At 56.7% G+C, this 15,986-nt stretch carries 13 protein-coding genes and 7 tRNA genes; 16 read left to right on the forward strand and 4 right to left on the reverse strand.

Features of this window, described 5'->3' with window-relative positions; genetic code table 11:
* Positions 1-40 precede the first annotated feature (40 nt).
* The 4 genes from ybfF to fur all read left to right on the forward strand — a co-directional run bounded on the left by ybfF (position 41) and on the right by fur (position 2,699).
* Positions 41-805, forward strand: a complete 765-nt coding sequence (ybfF, locus tag JS46_RS12805; RefSeq protein ID WP_033751757.1) for an esterase — start codon at positions 41-43, stop codon at positions 803-805.
* A gap of 155 nt (positions 806-960) precedes the next feature.
* The gene (ybfE, locus tag JS46_RS12810) at positions 961-1,236 is read left to right on the forward strand and encodes a LexA regulated protein (protein WP_033751760.1); all 276 of its coding nucleotides are present in this window, start codon (positions 961-963) and stop codon (positions 1,234-1,236) included.
* A gap of 134 nt (positions 1,237-1,370) precedes the next feature.
* Positions 1,371-1,901, forward strand: a complete 531-nt coding sequence (fldA, locus tag JS46_RS12815) for a flavodoxin FldA (protein WP_033751762.1) — start codon at positions 1,371-1,373, stop codon at positions 1,899-1,901.
* A gap of 354 nt (positions 1,902-2,255) precedes the next feature.
* Positions 2,256-2,699: a ferric iron uptake transcriptional regulator gene (gene fur, locus JS46_RS12820; protein ID WP_033751764.1), complete on the forward strand. Its 444-nt coding sequence runs from the start codon at positions 2,256-2,258 to the stop codon at positions 2,697-2,699.
* A 59-nt stretch (positions 2,700-2,758) separates the two neighbouring features.
* On the opposite strand, the gene JS46_RS12825 is transcribed toward fur, so the two are convergent.
* The 3 genes from JS46_RS12825 to nagE form a co-directional block, all read right to left on the reverse strand.
* Positions 2,759-3,154, reverse strand: a complete 396-nt coding sequence (locus tag JS46_RS12825; RefSeq protein WP_033751768.1) for a hypothetical protein — start codon at positions 3,152-3,154, stop codon at positions 2,759-2,761.
* A 236-nt stretch (positions 3,155-3,390) separates the two neighbouring features.
* Positions 3,391-5,058, reverse strand: a complete 1,668-nt coding sequence (glnS, locus tag JS46_RS12830; RefSeq protein WP_033751771.1) for a glutamine--tRNA ligase — start codon at positions 5,056-5,058, stop codon at positions 3,391-3,393.
* Between the two features lie 163 nt (positions 5,059-5,221).
* A complete protein-coding gene (nagE, locus tag JS46_RS12835; RefSeq protein WP_033751775.1) occupies positions 5,222-7,252 on the reverse strand; it encodes an N-acetylglucosamine-specific PTS transporter subunit IIBC in 2,031 nt (676 codons plus the stop codon).
* 331 nt (positions 7,253-7,583) lie between these two features.
* Here nagE and nagB point away from each other — a divergent pair, with 331 nt between their 5' ends.
* The 12 genes from nagB to JS46_RS12895 all read left to right on the forward strand — a co-directional run bounded on the left by nagB (position 7,584) and on the right by JS46_RS12895 (position 14,429).
* Positions 7,584-8,384 (forward strand): glucosamine-6-phosphate deaminase, encoded by an 801-nt coding sequence (gene nagB, locus JS46_RS12840; protein WP_033751778.1) that lies wholly within the window; start codon positions 7,584-7,586, stop codon positions 8,382-8,384.
* A 57-nt stretch (positions 8,385-8,441) separates the two neighbouring features.
* Entirely contained in the window at positions 8,442-9,590 is a 1,149-nt protein-coding gene (nagA, locus tag JS46_RS12845; RefSeq protein WP_033751781.1) for an N-acetylglucosamine-6-phosphate deacetylase, read from the forward strand.
* A 7-nt stretch (positions 9,591-9,597) separates the two neighbouring features.
* Positions 9,598-10,818 (forward strand): N-acetylglucosamine repressor, encoded by a 1,221-nt coding sequence (locus JS46_RS12850; protein WP_033751784.1) that lies wholly within the window; start codon positions 9,598-9,600, stop codon positions 10,816-10,818.
* A 20-nt stretch (positions 10,819-10,838) separates the two neighbouring features.
* Positions 10,839-11,591 (forward strand): HAD-IIA family hydrolase, encoded by a 753-nt coding sequence (locus JS46_RS12855; protein ID WP_033751787.1) that lies wholly within the window; start codon positions 10,839-10,841, stop codon positions 11,589-11,591.
* 294 nt (positions 11,592-11,885) lie between these two features.
* Positions 11,886-13,553 (forward strand): asparagine synthase B, encoded by a 1,668-nt coding sequence (gene asnB / locus JS46_RS12860; RefSeq protein ID WP_033751789.1) that lies wholly within the window; start codon positions 11,886-11,888, stop codon positions 13,551-13,553.
* A 216-nt stretch (positions 13,554-13,769) separates the two neighbouring features.
* A tRNA-Met gene (locus JS46_RS12865) sits at positions 13,770-13,846 on the forward strand.
* 8 nt (positions 13,847-13,854) lie between these two features.
* Positions 13,855-13,939: transfer RNA gene (locus JS46_RS12870), tRNA-Leu, on the forward strand.
* Positions 13,940-13,960: 21 nt separating this feature from the next.
* Positions 13,961-14,035, forward strand: a tRNA-Gln gene (locus tag JS46_RS12875).
* Positions 14,036-14,069: 34 nt separating this feature from the next.
* Positions 14,070-14,144 (forward strand) — tRNA-Gln (locus JS46_RS12880).
* Between the two features lie 26 nt (positions 14,145-14,170).
* A tRNA-Met gene (locus JS46_RS12885) sits at positions 14,171-14,247 on the forward strand.
* Between the two features lie 6 nt (positions 14,248-14,253).
* Positions 14,254-14,328, forward strand: a tRNA-Gln gene (locus JS46_RS12890).
* A gap of 26 nt (positions 14,329-14,354) precedes the next feature.
* Positions 14,355-14,429 (forward strand) — tRNA-Gln (locus JS46_RS12895).
* Positions 14,430-14,713: 284 nt separating this feature from the next.
* Here the strand turns inward: JS46_RS12895 and ubiF are convergent.
* Entirely contained in the window at positions 14,714-15,886 is a 1,173-nt protein-coding gene (ubiF, locus tag JS46_RS12900) for a 3-demethoxyubiquinol 3-hydroxylase (protein ID WP_033751791.1), read from the reverse strand.
* Positions 15,887-15,986: the final 100 nt, after the last annotated feature.

The following is a 15,986-nucleotide window of genomic DNA, read 5'->3' on the forward strand; positions in this document are numbered from 1 at the left end:
TGATAACCTAACCCAAGGTCCCCATCTTAAGAACTTTGCCATGATTTTAAATGCTCGTCTGCAAACTGACCAATCAATCGCTGCTTCCTTGCCCATCCTGTTTATTCACGGCCTGTTCGGCAGTCTGGATAACCTTGGCGTGCTGGCGCGCGGCCTGAAAGACGCGGGCCCGCTGATACAGGTAGATGTGCGCAACCACGGCCTGTCGCCGCGCGCCGACGAGATGAGCTATCGCGCCATGGCGCAGGATATGCTCGACACCCTGGATGCGCACCAGATCGATCGCGTCGCCGTTATCGGCCACTCAATGGGCGGAAAAATCGCCATGGCGATGAGCGCGCTGGCGCCGCAGCGCCTGGAGAGGCTGGTGATGATCGACATCGCGCCGGTAGATTATCAGACGCGACGCCACGACGAGATTTTCGCCGCCATCCGCGCCGTTAGCGACGCGGGCGTGCGCCAGCGCAGCGAGGCCGCGCAGGTGATGCGTGCTCATATAAAGGAAGAAGGCGTCATCCAGTTTATTCTTAAATCGTTTCAGGATGGCGAGTGGCGCTTCAACGTTCCGGCGCTATGGGAAAATTACGCTACAATATCTGGCTGGGAAGCGGTGCCGCCCTGGCCGCATCCCGCGCTCTTTATACGCGGCGGCGACTCGCCCTATCTCGACAACCAGCATCGCGACGCGCTGCTGCGTCAGTTTCCCGCCGCGCATGCGCACGTCATCAGCGGCGCCGGCCACTGGGTGCACGCCGAGAAACCTGATGCCGTATTGCGCAGCGTCCGCCGCTTTTTTGCGCTTTAAAAGCAAAAGCTTGCCGTTCGCGGTTTAGCATTGGCGTCATCACTTCGGCTGGAGTATGATGGCGCGCTAAATTTTGCCGCTGCTCATTTTTTTGCCGCGGCAATGGCCCATTTCGTTATAAACGCGCCTGCTCGCGCCGCTAGTTTTACTAACTCATGGCAAAAGAACACACTGACCGCACTACGCTGGATCTGTTTGCAAACGAGCGTCGGCCCGGTCGACCGAAAACCAGTCCGCTCTCGCGTGATGAACAGCTGCGCATCAATAAGCGCAATCAACTGAAACGTGACAAAGTGCGCGGGCTGCGTCGTGTCGAACTCAAAATGACCAGCGAAGCCGTGGATGCGTTAAACACCCTGGCTGAGCAGCGCAACATCAGCCGCAGCGAACTGATTGAACAAATGCTGCTGGCGCAACTCAAACTGGGCTGAACAGCGCAAAGCGCACGCAGAAGCAAATGGAGCGGCTTTTCGAGTTCCGCCCTTTTGCCCGCTCTGCTATCATTCGCTTAATTGTGCGCTCTGCGCATGCACTCATTATCAGGATTTAAGAGGTTATTTACCCCATGGCAATCGTAGGCATCTTCTTTGGCAGCGATACCGGCAACACCGAAAACATTGCAAAAATGATCCAGAAACAACTGGGCAAAGAGGTTGCGGAAGTGCATGACATTGCCAAGAGCACGAAAGAAGATCTCGAGGCGTTCGATATCCTGCTGCTGGGCATTCCGACCTGGTACTACGGCGAAGCGCAGTGCGACTGGGACGACTTCTTCCCGACGCTGGAAGAGATCGATTTCAACGGCAAGCTGGTCGCGCTTTTCGGCTGCGGCGATCAGGAAGACTATGCGGAATATTTCTGCGACGCGATGGGCACCATTCGCGACATTATCGAGCCGAACGGCGCGGTGATCGTCGGCCACTGGCCGACCGAAGGCTACCATTTCGAAGCCTCTAAAGGTCTGGCGGACGACAAGCACTTCCTCGGCCTGGCGATTGACGAAGATCGTCAGCCGGAACTGACCAATCAGCGCGTCGAGGCCTGGGTTAAGCAGATTTCCGATGAGCTGCAGCTGCAGGCGATCATCGAAGCCTGATTACCCACATACTCAATGTGGGCGCTGGCTCACATTGAGTTAATGGTTTTTCCTATAGAAATAATAGCTACAGATTTTTAACTTTTATCTCTGATTCTGTACAATACCCACATCGGTTATCTGCTTATTTCTTCCGCGAGGTCAGGAAGTTAGCGAGATGATAACGAACCTCCTGCATTTCTCCGCCCGGCGCCGTTACGCATCTTCTTACAGCCCGTGTTGATTTCAGGCGTTTCCCTCGGTTTTCATTTCAAAACTTCACCTCTATAATGAGACGCAAATGAGAATAGACACCGAACGACATTCAAGGCAAGGCGCCTCAAGTAACCAGCAAAGTAACAGGACAATATCCGCATGACTGACAACAACACCGCATTAAAGAAGGCTGGCCTGAAAGTCACGCTGCCCAGACTTAAAATTCTGGAAGTGCTTCAGGAACCTCAGTGCCATCACGTCAGCGCGGAAGATCTGTATAAACGCCTGATTGATATGGGCGAAGAGATTGGTCTGGCTACCGTTTATCGCGTACTGAACCAGTTTGACGATGCGGGCATCGTTACGCGTCATAACTTCGAAGGCGGAAAATCGGTTTTCGAACTGACCCAGCAGCATCATCACGATCACCTGATCTGCCTCGACTGCGGTAAAGTTATCGAATTTAGCGACGAATCAATCGAATCGCGCCAGCGAGATATTGCTACCCGCCACGGCATCAAGCTGACGAACCACAGCCTCTATCTCTATGGACACTGCTCGCTGGGCGATTGCCGCGAAGACGAAACGCTCCACGATCAGTAAAGATGTGTGCTATGCAGTAATTCTACAAGCCGGTCTGTGTACCGGCTTTTTTTATGCCGTCAGCCGACCAGCGTTTCGTGCAGATAGCGCCAGCGGGGAATCGACGTGGTGCAGTCGAGGATCGCCAGCGAGATGCGCGCCTGATCGCTGCCGTTCATCATCTGCAGCTCGCGATACTGAATTGTGACCTCATCTTTGCCCTGAGAGATCACCGCGTGTTCGCTGGTGGCGATGCGCATGCCTTCGCGACGCCCCTGCAGCTGACGAAACAACTCTTCCGTTTGATTCAAATCGAGCAGCCGACCCTGCGGCGTGACCATGCGGAAATCGGGATGGAAGTGCGAAAGCAGCAGATCGAAGGTATCGTCTTCGCCTGAAGGCTGATTGAATATACGTTCGATTAACTGATGTAAAACTACCACGCTGTGTTTTGCTTCCTGACCAAGAGCCGTCATCATTTTTCCTTTTTATGCCCGCATAGCCTCTTCAAAGAGCGAATAGCCTACCTGAAAAAACGAAATTCACATCTGGAAATTGATTAATTTTCGTTAACTCAGACAACTCCCAGACTGGTCAGACAAGCGGTAATCATTTGTTACAGAACAAAAAATTGCCTTGCAGCTAATTGCAGATATAAAAAAGGGCGATTGCTCGCCCTGTAGTAATTTTATCATGCTGTTAATGCAAAAATTTAATCGCCGATTTTCGCCCAGGTATCGCGCAGACCCACGGTGCGGTTAAACACCAACTGGTTCGGACGCGAATAGTGGCTGTCGGCACAGAAGTAGCCTTCACGCTCAAACTGGTAAGGCGCTTCCGGGCTGGCGTTCTGCAAACCTGGCTCGACGAATCCCTGACGAATTTCCAGCGAATTCGGGTTGATGGTGGTCAGGAAATCCTCTTCCGCGCCTGGATTCGGCACGCTGAACAGGCGATCGTAAAGGCGGAATTCCGCCGGCAGCGCATGGTCGGCGGAGACCCAGTGGATCACGCCTTTCACCTTGCGGCCGTCAGCCGGATCTTTGCTCAGGGTATCGACGTCGCAGGTGCAGTAGATGCAGGTGATATTCCCCTCTTCATCTTTTGCCACGCGCTCGGCGCGGATCACGTAAGCGTTGCGCAGGCGTACCTCTTTGCCCAGCACCAGTCGCTTGTACTGCTTATTGGCTTCTTCGCGGAAGTCAGCGCGATCGATCCAGACTTCACGGCCAAACGGCACTTCGCGGGTGCCCATCTCCGGCTTGTTCGGATGATTCGGCATGGTGATGATTTCGTTATGGCCGGCCGGCAGGTTCTCAATCACCACTTTCAGCGGATCGAGCACCGCCATGGCGCGCGGCGCGTTTTCGTTCAGATCGTCGCGAATGCAGGATTCCAGCGACGCCATCTCGACCACGTTATCCTGTTTGGTAACGCCGATACGGCGGCAGAACTCGCGGATCGAGGCGGCGGTGTAGCCGCGACGGCGCAGGCCCGATACGGTCAGCATGCGCGGATCGTCCCAGCCTTCCACTACGTTTTCGCTGACCAGCTGCGTCAGCTTGCGCTTTGACATCACCGCATATTCGAGGTTAAGACGCGAAAACTCATACTGGCGCGGATGCACCGGTATAGAGATGTTATCCAGCACCCAGTCATAGAGGCGACGGTTATCCTGGAACTCCAGCGTACAGAGCGAATGGGTGATATTTTCCAGCGCATCGGAGATGCAGTGGGTAAAGTCGTACATCGGATAGATGCACCACTTTTTGCCGGTCTGGTGATGCTCGGCGAACTTAATGCGGTAGAGCACCGGATCGCGCATCACGATAAAGCTGGACGCCATATCGATTTTGGCGCGCAGGCAGGCTTTACCCTCGGCGAATTCGCCGTTGCGCATTTTTTCGAACAGCGCCAGGTTCTCTTCGACGCTGCGATCGCGATAGGGGCTGTTTTTGCCCGGCGCGGTCAGGGTGCCGCGATATTCGCGGATCTCTTCCGGCGTCAGCTCGTCGACATAGGCCAGACCTTTATTGATCAGTTCAACCGCGTAGTGATAAAGCTGATCGAAGTAATCTGAGGAATAACGAACGTCACCACTCCACTCAAAGCCCAGCCATTGCACGTCGCGCTTGATGGACTCGACGAACTCCATATCCTCTTTAACCGGGTTGGTATCGTCGAAACGCAGGTTGCACTGCCCCTGATAGTCCTGAGCGATGCCGAAGTTCAGGCAGATCGATTTAGCATGGCCGATATGCAGGTAGCCATTGGGCTCAGGCGGAAAACGGGTATGCACGCTACTGTGCTTGCCGCTCGCCAAATCTTCGTCGATGATCTGACGAATAAAGTTAGTTGGGCGGGCTTCAGCCTCACTCATCTCTCAATCCTCAATACGTATAGCGGGTGGTTTGTACCACGAAGTAACGGAGTATGATCCACAAAGCGTCGAAGGGAAACAACCGGTTTGTTAAGGCGATAAAACGAAAAAAGGCAGGAATCGCTTCCTGCCTGCTTTTTTTTATGGCGATGCGGTTAGGGGCTTAGCCTTTTACCTCGTAAAGCGGGGTTTCGCCAGCTACTACCGTGCCGGTCGCCAGCAGCGTCAGCCCGGCGAAATCTTCGCTGTTGCTGACTACCACCGGACTGATCATCGAACGTGCGTTGCCGTTAAGGAAATCAAGATCCATCTCCAGCACCGGCTGACCCGCCGCGACCGTTGCGCCCTCTTCCACCAGGCGGGTAAAGCCTTTGCCGCCCAGCGCCACGGTGTCGAGGCCCATATGCACCACAATTTCGACGCCGCTGCTGGTTTCCAGGCAGAAGGCATGATTGGTGTCGAAGATCTTCACCACGGTGCCGGCAACCGGCGCCACCACGGTTTTACCGCTCGGCTTGATCGCCAGCCCTTCGCCTACCGCCTTGCTGGCGAAGGCTTCGTCAGGCACCGCCTCCAGCGCGACCACTTCGCCGCTCACCGGCGCCATCAGCGTCACGATGGTTTTGGTCTCGCGATTCAGCACGGCCTGCGGTTTTGCCGCAGGCGCGGCAGGCGCTGCTGAAGCGCCGCCCGCCGAGGCGACCGGCCCTTTTGTCAGCACTTTTTTCATCGCGGTGGCGATGCTTTCCGCCTGGGTGCCGACAATCACCTGCACGCTCTGTTTATTCAGGCGGATAACGCCGGACGCGCCCAGATGTTTAGCGACGGACTCATTGACCTGCGCCGAGTCTTTTACGTTGAGACGCAGACGCGTGATACAGGCGTCGATGCCGGTCAGGTTATCGGAGCCGCCGACGGCGCCGATATAGCGACGCGCCAGCGATTCGGTCGCGCTCTCGCCGTTGTCGGTTGTGTCGACGTTAACGTCGTAGCCGTCCGTTTCGTCGCCCGCCACCGCCAGCTCGCGGCCCGGCGTCATCAGGTTGAATTTTTTAATCGTGAAGCGGAATACCACATAGTAGAGCGCAAAAAAGACGATGCCCTGCGGGATCAGCATCCACCAGTGGGTCGCCAGCGGGTTGCGGCTCGACAGCACCATATCCACCAGACCGGCGCTAAAGCCGAAGCCGGCGATCCAGTGCATGCTGGCGGCGATAAATACCGAGATGCCGGTCAGCACCGCGTGGATGACGTAAAGCACCGGCGCGACGAACATAAAGGAGAACTCCAGCGGCTCGGTAATGCCGGTGAAGAAGGCCGCGAAGGCCGCGGCCAGCATGATGCTGCCGACTTTAACGCGGTTTTCCGGTCGCGCGCAGTGATAGATCGCCAGCGCCGCGCCAGGCAGGCCGAACATCATGATCGGGAAGAAGCCCGCCTGATAGCGTCCCGTGATGCCGACAATGCCGGTGCCGTTAGCGATTGACTGCGCGCCGCCGAGGAATTTAGGAATATCGTTGATGCCCGCGACGTCGAACCAGAACACCGAGTTAAGCGCATGATGCAGGCCGACCGGGATCAGCAAACGGTTAAAGAAGGCGTAGACGCCCGCGCCGACCGAGCCCAGCTTCTGAATATGTTCGCCAAAGCTCACCAGTCCGTTAAAGATCAGCGGCCAGATATACATCAGAATGAAGGCAACCGCGATCATCAGGAATGAGACGAGGATAGGCACCAGGCGGCGTCCGCTGAAGAAAGAGAGCGCCTTCGGCAGTTCGACATGGCTAAAGCGGTTATAGACCTCCGCGGAGATAATGCCCACCATGATGCCGACAAACTGGTTTTCGATTTTGCCGAAGGCGGCGGGCACCTGATCCAGCGGTATTTTTTGGATCATCGATACGGCAGCCGGCGAGCAGAGCGTCGTCACCACCAGAAAACCGACGAAGCCGGTCAGTGCCGCTGCGCCGTCTTTATCTTTTGACAGCCCATAAGCCACGCCGATAGCAAAGAGTACGGACATATGCTCAATAATGGCCGCGCCCGATTTTATCAGCAGCGCGGCGAGCGCGTTGCTTGCGCCCCAGGCGTCCGGATCGAGCCAGTAGCCGACCCCCATTAATATCGCCGCTGCCGGCAGGGTCGCTACCGGCACCATCAGCGCGCGGCCAACCTTCTGTAAGTAACCTAACATTTGTCCTTTCCCCCTATGAGACTGGCTTGTCGCCCTGCGCCGCTTGCTTTTTATTGTCAGCCGCAGGGGTTGATTGACACTACACTTCACGTTGCGCAGTGTAATGACAAATTAATTCGCCTCGCAAATTATACGCGTCTCTTCTGTGATAATTATCACCAAAAAGCACCATTAACTGCCGAGACGTCTGGCGAACGACCCTAACTTATTTTATGATGAAAAATATCAAGACGCAGCGATCGCGAGCTGAAACGGTCTCACGGCTTTAATGTGATAATGACCGCCGCGATGGCGCGTCGTCCCCTTTTCTTTTCTCAGAATGAGGTGAAACATGCGACTTATTCCTTTGGCTACCCCTACGCAGGTCGGTAAATGGGCAGCCCGTCATATCGTCAACCGTATCAATGCTTTTAACCCTACCGCGGATCGTCCCTTCGTGCTGGGTCTGCCGACGGGCGGCACGCCGCTGGAAGCTTACAAGCATCTTATCGAGATGCACAAAGCGGGCCAGGTCAGCTTTAAGCATGTAGTGACGTTCAATATGGACGAATATGTCGGCCTGCCGAAAGAGCACCCGGAAAGCTATCACAGCTTCATGTACCGCAACTTTTTCGATCACGTTGATATTCAACCAGAAAATATCAATCTTCTGAATGGCAATGCGCCAGATATTGACGCAGAATGTCGCCAGTATGAAGAGAAGATTCGCGCGCTGGGCAAAATTCACCTGTTTATGGGCGGCGTCGGCAACGACGGCCATATCGCCTTTAACGAACCGGCCTCTTCCCTCGCCTCGCGCACCCGCATCAAAACGCTGACGCACGATACCCGCGTGGCGAACTCGCGCTTCTTCAACGGCGATGTGGATCAGGTGCCGAAATATGCGCTGACCGTTGGCGTCGGCACGCTGCTGGATGCGGAAGAGGTGATGATTCTGGTGACCGGCCATGTCAAAGCGCAGGCGCTGCAGGCCGCCGTAGAAGGCAACGTCAACCATATGTGGACCATCAGCTGCCTGCAGCTGCATGCGAAATCGGTGGTGGTATGCGACGAACCCGCCACCATGGAACTGAAAGTGAAAACCGTTAAATATTTCCGCGAAATGGAAGCGGAAAATATGAAAGGCGTGTAAGACGATGTTGTAAATGCCCGCCGCGAGGCTCTGGCGGGCTCTGCCGGGAGAACCACGATGTACGCATTAGTTAACGGCCGAATTTATACCGGTCATGAAATTCTGGATAACCACGCGGTGGTTATCGCCGATGGGCTGATCGAACGCGTCTGTCCGCGCGACGCGCTGCCAGCCGATATCGCGCTGCGCGACGTTTCAGGCGCGCTGATCGCTCCCGGCTTTATCGATTTACAGCTGAACGGCTGCGGCGGCGTGCAGTTCAACGACGACATCGACGCCTTGAGCGTCGAGACGCTGGAAATCATGCAGCGCGCCAATGAAAAGTCAGGCTGCACCAGCTTTCTGCCCACGCTGATCACCAGCAGCGACGCGCTGATGAAGCGCGCCATCGACACTATGCGCGCCTATAAACGCAAGCATCAACATCAGGCGCTCGGCCTGCATCTGGAAGGCCCCTGGCTGAATAAAGCCAAAAAAGGCACCCATAATCCCGATCTCATCCGCCTGCCCGATCCGGCGCTGGTGCGCTATCTGTGCGATAACGCCGACGTCATTACCAAGGTGACGCTGGCGCCGGAAAACGCCGGCGACGCGGTGATCCGTCAGCTAACACAGGCGGGCATCATCGTCTCCGCCGGCCACTCCAACGCCACCTATGACGAAGCCAAAGCGGGCTTCCGCGCGGGCGTGACCTTCGCTACCCATCTCTATAACGCCATGCCCGCTTTCGCCGGACGCGAGCCGGGCCTGATCGGCGCGCTGTTCGATGCGCCGGATGTTTATTGCGGCATTATTGCAGATGGATTGCACGTCCATTACGCTAACGTACGCAACGCGAAACGTATTAAAGGCAATAAGCTGGTGCTGGTTACCGACGCCACCGCGCCCGCAGGCGCCGAAATTGATAAATTCATTTTCGCTGGCAAAACAATATACTATCGCAATGGCCTGTGCGTGGACGAGAACGGCACCCTGAGCGGCTCTGCGATTACGATGATTGAATCGGTGCGCAACGCCGTCGAACATGTCGGTATCGCGCTGGATGAAGCACTGCGCATGGCGACGCTCTATCCGGCGCAGGCAATGGGCGTGGAAAAACAGCTGGGCACGGTCGAAGCGGGAAAAGTCGCCAACCTCACTGTTTTTACGCGTGATTTCAAGATCACTAAGACGTTTGTCAACGGAGACGACGTCCTGAGCGAGTAAGCACTGAATGACCACTGGCGGCCAGACACAAATAGGAAATGTCGATCTTGTCAAGCAACTCAACAGCGCGGCCGTTTACCGGCTGATTGACCAGCAGGGCCCTATTTCGCGCATTCAGATTGCCGAACTCAGTCAGCTTGCGCCCGCCAGCGTCACTAAAATTACCCGCCAGCTCATTGAGCGCGGGCTGATCAAAGAGGTGGATCAACAGGCATCCACTGGCGGTCGCCGCGCTATCTCCATCGTCACCGAAACGCGCAACTTCCACGCCATCGGCGTGCGGCTCGGCCGTCATGACGCCACCCTGACGCTGTTCGATCTCAGCGGCAAATCGCTGGCGCAGGAGGATTATGCCCTGCCGGAGCGCACGCAGGAGACGCTGGAGCATGCGCTGTTCGCCGCTATCGACAGCTTTATCAACACCCACCAGCGTAAAATCCGCGAGCTCATCGCCATCTCGGTGATTCTGCCCGGCCTGGTCGATCCGATAAACGGCGTTATCCGCTATATGCCCCATATCGCCGTCAGCCACTGGCCGCTGGTGGCCGGACTGCAAAATCGCTTTAAAGTTACCAGCTTCGTCGGTCACGATATCCGCAGCCTGGCGCTGGCTGAGCACTACTTTGGTGCAAGCCGCGACTGCGCCGACTCGATTCTGGTGCGGCTCCATCGCGGCACCGGCGCCGGTATTATCGCCAACGGCCATATTTTTCTCGGCAGCAACGGCAACGTAGGCGAAATCGGCCATATTCAGGTCGATCCGCTTGGCGAACGCTGCCACTGCGGCAATTTTGGCTGTCTGGAAACCATCGCCGCTAACGGCGCGATTGAAAACCGCGTGCGCCATCTGCTCAGCCAGGGCTACCCCAGCGTGCTGACGCAGGACGCCTGCCAGATGGCGCAGATTTGCAAAGCGGCCAACCAGGGCGACGCGCTGGCCTGTGAAGTGATTGAATATGTCGGACGTTATCTGGGCAAAGCGATCGCCATTGCGATTAACCTGTTCAACCCGCAGAAAGTGGTGCTGGCGGGCGAAATCACCGACGCCGAGAAAGTGCTGTTCCCCGCTATTGAAGGCTGTATCAACACGCAAGCGCTCAACGCCTTCCGCAAAAATCTGCCGGTGGTGCGTTCCGAGCTCGATCATCGATCGGCGATAGGCGCCTTTGCGCTGGCAAAACGCGCTATGCTCAACGGCATTCTGCTGCAACATTTACTGGAAGAGTAAACGCCACCCGGACTGAACCTATGACGATAAAAAGCGTAATTTGCGATATTGACGGCGTGTTAATGCACGACAACACCGCCGTGCCCGGCGCGCAGGAGTTTCTGCAGCGCATCCTGCAAAAAGAGATGCCGCTGGTGGTGCTGACCAACTATCCTTCGCAGACCGCGCAGGATTTGGCGAACCGCTTCGCCAACGCCGGCGTCGAGGTGCCCGACTCGGTGTTTTATACCTCCGCGATGGCGACCGCCGATTTCCTGCGTCGTCAGGAAGGTAAAAAAGCCTACGTGATTGGCGAAGGCGCGCTGATCCATGAACTCTATAAAGCGGGCTTTACCATTACCGACGTCAATCCCGATTTCGTGATCGTCGGCGAGACGCGCTCTTTCAACTGGGAGATGATGCATAAGGCCGCCTTTTTCGTTGCCAGCGGCGCGCGCTTTATTGCCACCAATCCCGATACCCACGCGCGCGGCTTTGTGCCCGCCTGCGGCGCCCTCTGCGCCGGCATCGAAAAGATCTCCGGCCGTCGCCCGTTTTACGTCGGCAAGCCTAGCCCCTACATCATGCGCGCCGCGCTGAATAAAATGCAGGCTCACTCCGAGGAGACGGTGATCGTCGGCGACAACCTGCGCACCGACATCTTGGCCGGCTTTCAGGCTGGTCTGGAAACCATTCTGGTGCTCTCCGGCGTCTCGACGCTGAGCGATATCGACGCCATGCCCTTCCGTCCCGACTGGATCTACCCTTCTGTCGCCGATATCGATCTCTTTTAATCGCTCTCTTCGCGCCGCCTGACGTCAGGCGGCCGCTTTTTCCCCTGAAGCCCTCTCTAACTTGACTATTTTTTAGTCATATTTGGCTATCCATTGCCGATCCGTTAATGAAACGCGCTTTAAATTGAACATTATTCAAATTAAAAGCCTCAGCAACAATCTTTTTATCAGTAAAAGGTGAATATGCTTGCATTGACTGCATGAAATAGCGCATTTTCTTATACATCACGCAGCCGCTGGCTGCCGGACAAGGCAACGATAACATCGCCGACAGGCGAGCTCAGGAGTCAGAATATGTGTTCTATTTTTGGTGTGTTGGATCTGAAAAGCGATCCGATTGATCTGCGTAAAAAAGCGCTGGAGAGTTCTCGCCTGATGCGTCATCGCGGACCGGACTGGTCCGGCGTGTATGCCGACGATAAAGCGATTCTCGCGCATGAACGTCTGTCTATCGTCGACGTCAACAACGGCGCCCAGCCGCTGTACAACGCCGATCACACCCATGTTCTGGCGGTTAACGGCGAGATTTACAACCATCAGGCGTTGCGCGCCGAGCTGAGCGATCGCTACCAGTTTCAGACCGGCTCCGACTGCGAAGTCATTCTGGCGCTCTATCAGGAAAAAGGGGTCGACTTCCTCGACGATCTCGAAGGCATGTTCGCTTTTATCCTGTGGGACAGCGCGAAGCAGCAGTACCTGATCGGCCGCGACCATATCGGCATCATCCCGCTCTATATGGGCAACGACGAACACGGCAACCTGTTTGTCGCGTCGGAAATGAAAGCGCTGGTACCGGTGTGCCGCTCGATTAAAGAGTTCCCGCCGGGAAGCTATCTCTCCAGCACCGACGGCGAAATTCGTCGCTACTGGCAGCGCGACTGGATGGAGTACGCCGCGGTAGAACATAACGTCACCGATGCGGCGGGCCTGAAGCATGCGCTGGAAGAGTCGGTGAAAAGCCATCTGATGTCAGATGTGCCGTATGGCGTGCTGCTCTCCGGCGGTCTCGACTCCTCTATCATCTCGGCGGTAACCAAACGCTTTGCGGCGAAACGTGTCGAAGATCAGGACAAGAGCGACGCCTGGTGGCCGCAGCTGCACTCGTTCGCGGTCGGCCTGGAAGGCTCGCCGGATCTGAAAGCAGCGAAAGCGGTGGCTGAACATCTGGGCACGGTGCATCACGAGATTCACTTTACCGTGCAGGAAGGGCTGGATGCGATTCGCGATGTGATCTATCACATCGAAACCTACGACGTCACCACCATTCGCGCCTCGACGCCGATGTACCTGATGTCGCGTAAAATTAAGGCGATGGGCATTAAGATGGTGCTCTCCGGCGAGGGCGCGGACGAAGTGTTCGGCGGCTACCTCTACTTCCATAAAGCGCCAAACGCCAAAGAGTTTCATGAAGAGAACGTGCGCAAGCTGATGGCGCTGCATATGTACGACTGCGCGCGCGCCAACAAAGCGATGTCCGCCTGGGGCGTGGAAGCGCGCGTGCCTTTCCTCGACAAGAAATTCCTCGACGTGGCGATGCGCATCAACCCGCAGGACAAAATGTGCGGCAGCAACGGCAAAATGGAAAAACATATCCTGCGCGAATGCTTCTCCTCATATCTGCCGGAAAGCGTCGCCTGGCGCCAGAAAGAGCAGTTCTCTGATGGCGTCGGCTACAGCTGGATCGATACGCTGAAAGAGGTTGCGGCGAAGCAGGTCAGCGATCAGCAGCTGGCGACCGCGCACTTCCGCTTCCCGTACAACACGCCGGCGTCGAAAGAGGGCTACCTCTATCGCGAAATTTTTGAAGAGCTGTTCCCGCTGCCGAGCGCGGCGGAGTGCGTGCCGGGCGGTCCGTCGGTCGCCTGCTCCTCCGCCAAAGCGATTGAGTGGGACGAAGCGTTCAAATCGATGGACGATCCTTCAGGTCGCGCGGTGGGCGTGCATCAGTCTGCTTATAAATAAGCAAAATAAGCCATAACAAAATGGGCCTTGCGGGGCCCCTTTTTTTTAGCTTTGATGTGGTTACGATCAAAACCTGCCGAATAATTCGCCACCCTGGTTACAAGCCAGACAAACAGGCGCGCAGAGGCGAAAATCGGCAAAAAATGTGTTGACGCTCCAGAGCTCAATACGCATAATGCGCCCCGCAACGCCGATGAAGGTAACGCGAAAAAAGATGGCTACGTAGCTCAGCTGGTTAGAGCACATCACTCATAATGATGGGGTCACAGGTTCAAATCCCGTCGTAGCCACCATCTTTTTTGCGGGAGTGGCGAAATTGGTAGACGCACCAGATTTAGGTTCTGGCGCCGCAAGGTGTGCGAGTTCAAGTCTCGCCTCCCGCACCATTTCAGTCTTCGGCAGCCGGATGGGGTATCGCCAAGCGGTAAGGCACCGGTTTTTGATACCGGCATTCCCTGGTTCGAATCCAGGTACCCCAGCCAATCCGATGCGCTCTCGTGGATACGAGTCGACGAATGGGATATCGCCAAGCGGTAAGGCACCGGTTTTTGATACCGGCATTCCCTGGTTCGAATCCAGGTATCCCAGCCACATCGGGTGCAGTAAGCAGTACATTTGGCTACGTAGCTCAGCTGGTTAGAGCACATCACTCATAATGATGGGGTCACAGGTTCAAATCCCGTCGTAGCCACCAAATTATTGGGGTATCGCCAAGCGGTAAGGCACCGGATTCTGATTCCGGCATTCCGAGGTTCGAATCCTCGTACCCCAGCCATACAAGACAATTTGAAAAGACACTATTGGGGTGTCGCCAAGCGGTAAGGCACCGGATTCTGATTCCGGCATTCCGGGGTTCGAATCCCTGCACCCCAGCCAAATTGACAACAGGCCCGCTTTTGCGGGCTTTGTTGTTTTTGTCGTCTGGTCACTTTTGCTTTAAAACAGCAACACTGCTGTTAAGTCCGGTCACAGAGGCGCTTCCCGAAGAGCAAAGCGTCCCGCGCAAGGGACTGCGCGGGCCGAGCGGTCATGGATGACGAACAGCGACTTTGCGATCGGGGAGCCCCTCTGTGGCCGCGCACGGATACCACAGCCACACCTGTTCTCAGGCCCCATATTATAGCCATGCCCGCTCTTCGGCCCGAAAGACGCAGCCGCGTCTACAAACCCAGCGCGTAGCGCAGCACCTTGCGCTTCAGCGCGCCCGAACGCTCCGCGGCCATCAGCCCCAGGTTGCGGGCGAACTTCAGCGGCGGCAGCCGATTGCTAAAGGCGAAATAGAACAGATCCATCCCTCCCTGCATCAATAGATTATCGCGACGACGCTGTGACTGATAACGACGCAGCACATTCTCGGACGCCCACTCCTGCGCGTTAGCGCGCGCCTCCACCAGCACATCCACCAGCGCGTCTACATCGCGATAGCCCAGATTAACGCCCTGCCCCGCCAGCGGATTAATGGTATGCGCCGCATCGCCGATCAACGCCAGGCCAGGCAGCACATAGCGCTGCGCATGACGGCGCACCAGCGGAAAACCGCCCGCCGCATGCGCTTTAAAACGCCCCAGCCGCGCCGGGAAAGTCGCGGCGATCTCTTTTTCCAGCTGCGGCAGCGGCATCGCCTGCAGCTGACGAATGCGCGCCGGCGCGTCATACCACACCAGCGAGGCGCGATTATCATACAGCGGCAGAAAAGCGCGCGGCCCCTGCGGCGTAAACTGCTGCCAGGTCGCGTCGCCCGCCGGGTGCTCGCAGGTCACGCTAATCAGCAAACAGGATTGCGCATAGCTCCAGCCGTCGATGCCGATGCCCGCCATCTGCCGTACCTGCGAGTTGGCGCCGTCGGCGCCGACCACCAGCCGGGCATGCAGCGCTTCGCCATCGTTGAGATCGAGCCGCCAGCCGCCATTCTCCTGCTGTAAACCTGCGAGCGTCGCGGGACAGCGCAGCGTAATACCGAGCTGCTCCATTCTTTCCCACAGCGCGCGCTGCAACACACTATTTTCGACCATAAAACCCAGCTCCGGCAGGCCGAGCGACGCGGCGTCGAAACTGACGTGAGCCGTCTGCCACTCCCAGGTTTCCAGCTTGCGATAGGGCGCGCAGCGCATCGCCTGCACGCGCGGCCAGACGTCGAGCTGCTTCAGCAGACCCGCCGAGGCGCTGCCGATGGCGGAGATACGCACGTCGGGATCGCTGTCGGCGTCAAAAGGCGCAGGCGCCGCGCGCTCCACCACCGCGACGCGAAACTGCTGAAGCGCCAGACCGCACGCCAGCGCGGCGCCGACCATGCCGCCGCCCACCACCACTACATCAAAGCGGTTATCCTGCATTGCTCATCTCCTTCTGAATCCTTACCCGCCGCAAAAAGCGGGATAACTGGCGCAAAGTGTACCGGAAAAACGCCCGGGCGGCAGAAATGGCCTGCCCGAC

It is taken from the genome of Pantoea sp. NGS-ED-1003 (assembly GCF_000738765.1).
In the GTDB taxonomy this organism is placed as follows: domain Bacteria; phylum Pseudomonadota; class Gammaproteobacteria; order Enterobacterales; family Enterobacteriaceae; genus Pantoea; species Pantoea septica.

What these genes read in the sequence shown, in the direction of transcription:
- ybfE (WP_033751760.1), top strand. Translation starts at nt 961, where the DNA reads ATGGCAAAAGAACACACTGACCGCACTACGCTGGATCTGTTTGCAAAC.
- ybfF (WP_033751757.1), top strand. Translation starts at nt 41, where the DNA reads ATGATTTTAAATGCTCGTCTGCAAACTGACCAATCAATCGCTGCTTCC.
- JS46_RS12855 (WP_033751787.1), top strand. Translation starts at nt 10,839, where the DNA reads ATGACGATAAAAAGCGTAATTTGCGATATTGACGGCGTGTTAATGCAC.
- fur (WP_033751764.1), top strand. Translation starts at nt 2,256, where the DNA reads ATGACTGACAACAACACCGCATTAAAGAAGGCTGGCCTGAAAGTCACG.
- nagA (WP_033751781.1), top strand. Translation starts at nt 8,442, where the DNA reads ATGTACGCATTAGTTAACGGCCGAATTTATACCGGTCATGAAATTCTG.
- JS46_RS12850 (WP_033751784.1), top strand. Translation starts at nt 9,598, where the DNA reads ATGACCACTGGCGGCCAGACACAAATAGGAAATGTCGATCTTGTCAAG.
- nagB (WP_033751778.1), top strand. Translation starts at nt 7,584, where the DNA reads ATGCGACTTATTCCTTTGGCTACCCCTACGCAGGTCGGTAAATGGGCA.
- glnS (WP_033751771.1), bottom strand. Translation starts at nt 5,058, where the DNA reads ATGAGTGAGGCTGAAGCCCGCCCAACTAACTTTATTCGTCAGATCATC.
- asnB (WP_033751789.1), top strand. Translation starts at nt 11,886, where the DNA reads ATGTGTTCTATTTTTGGTGTGTTGGATCTGAAAAGCGATCCGATTGAT.
- JS46_RS12825 (WP_033751768.1), bottom strand. Translation starts at nt 3,154, where the DNA reads ATGACGGCTCTTGGTCAGGAAGCAAAACACAGCGTGGTAGTTTTACAT.
- nagE (WP_033751775.1), bottom strand. Translation starts at nt 7,252, where the DNA reads ATGTTAGGTTACTTACAGAAGGTTGGCCGCGCGCTGATGGTGCCGGTA.
- fldA (WP_033751762.1), top strand. Translation starts at nt 1,371, where the DNA reads ATGGCAATCGTAGGCATCTTCTTTGGCAGCGATACCGGCAACACCGAA.
- ubiF (WP_033751791.1), bottom strand. Translation starts at nt 15,886, where the DNA reads ATGCAGGATAACCGCTTTGATGTAGTGGTGGTGGGCGGCGGCATGGTC.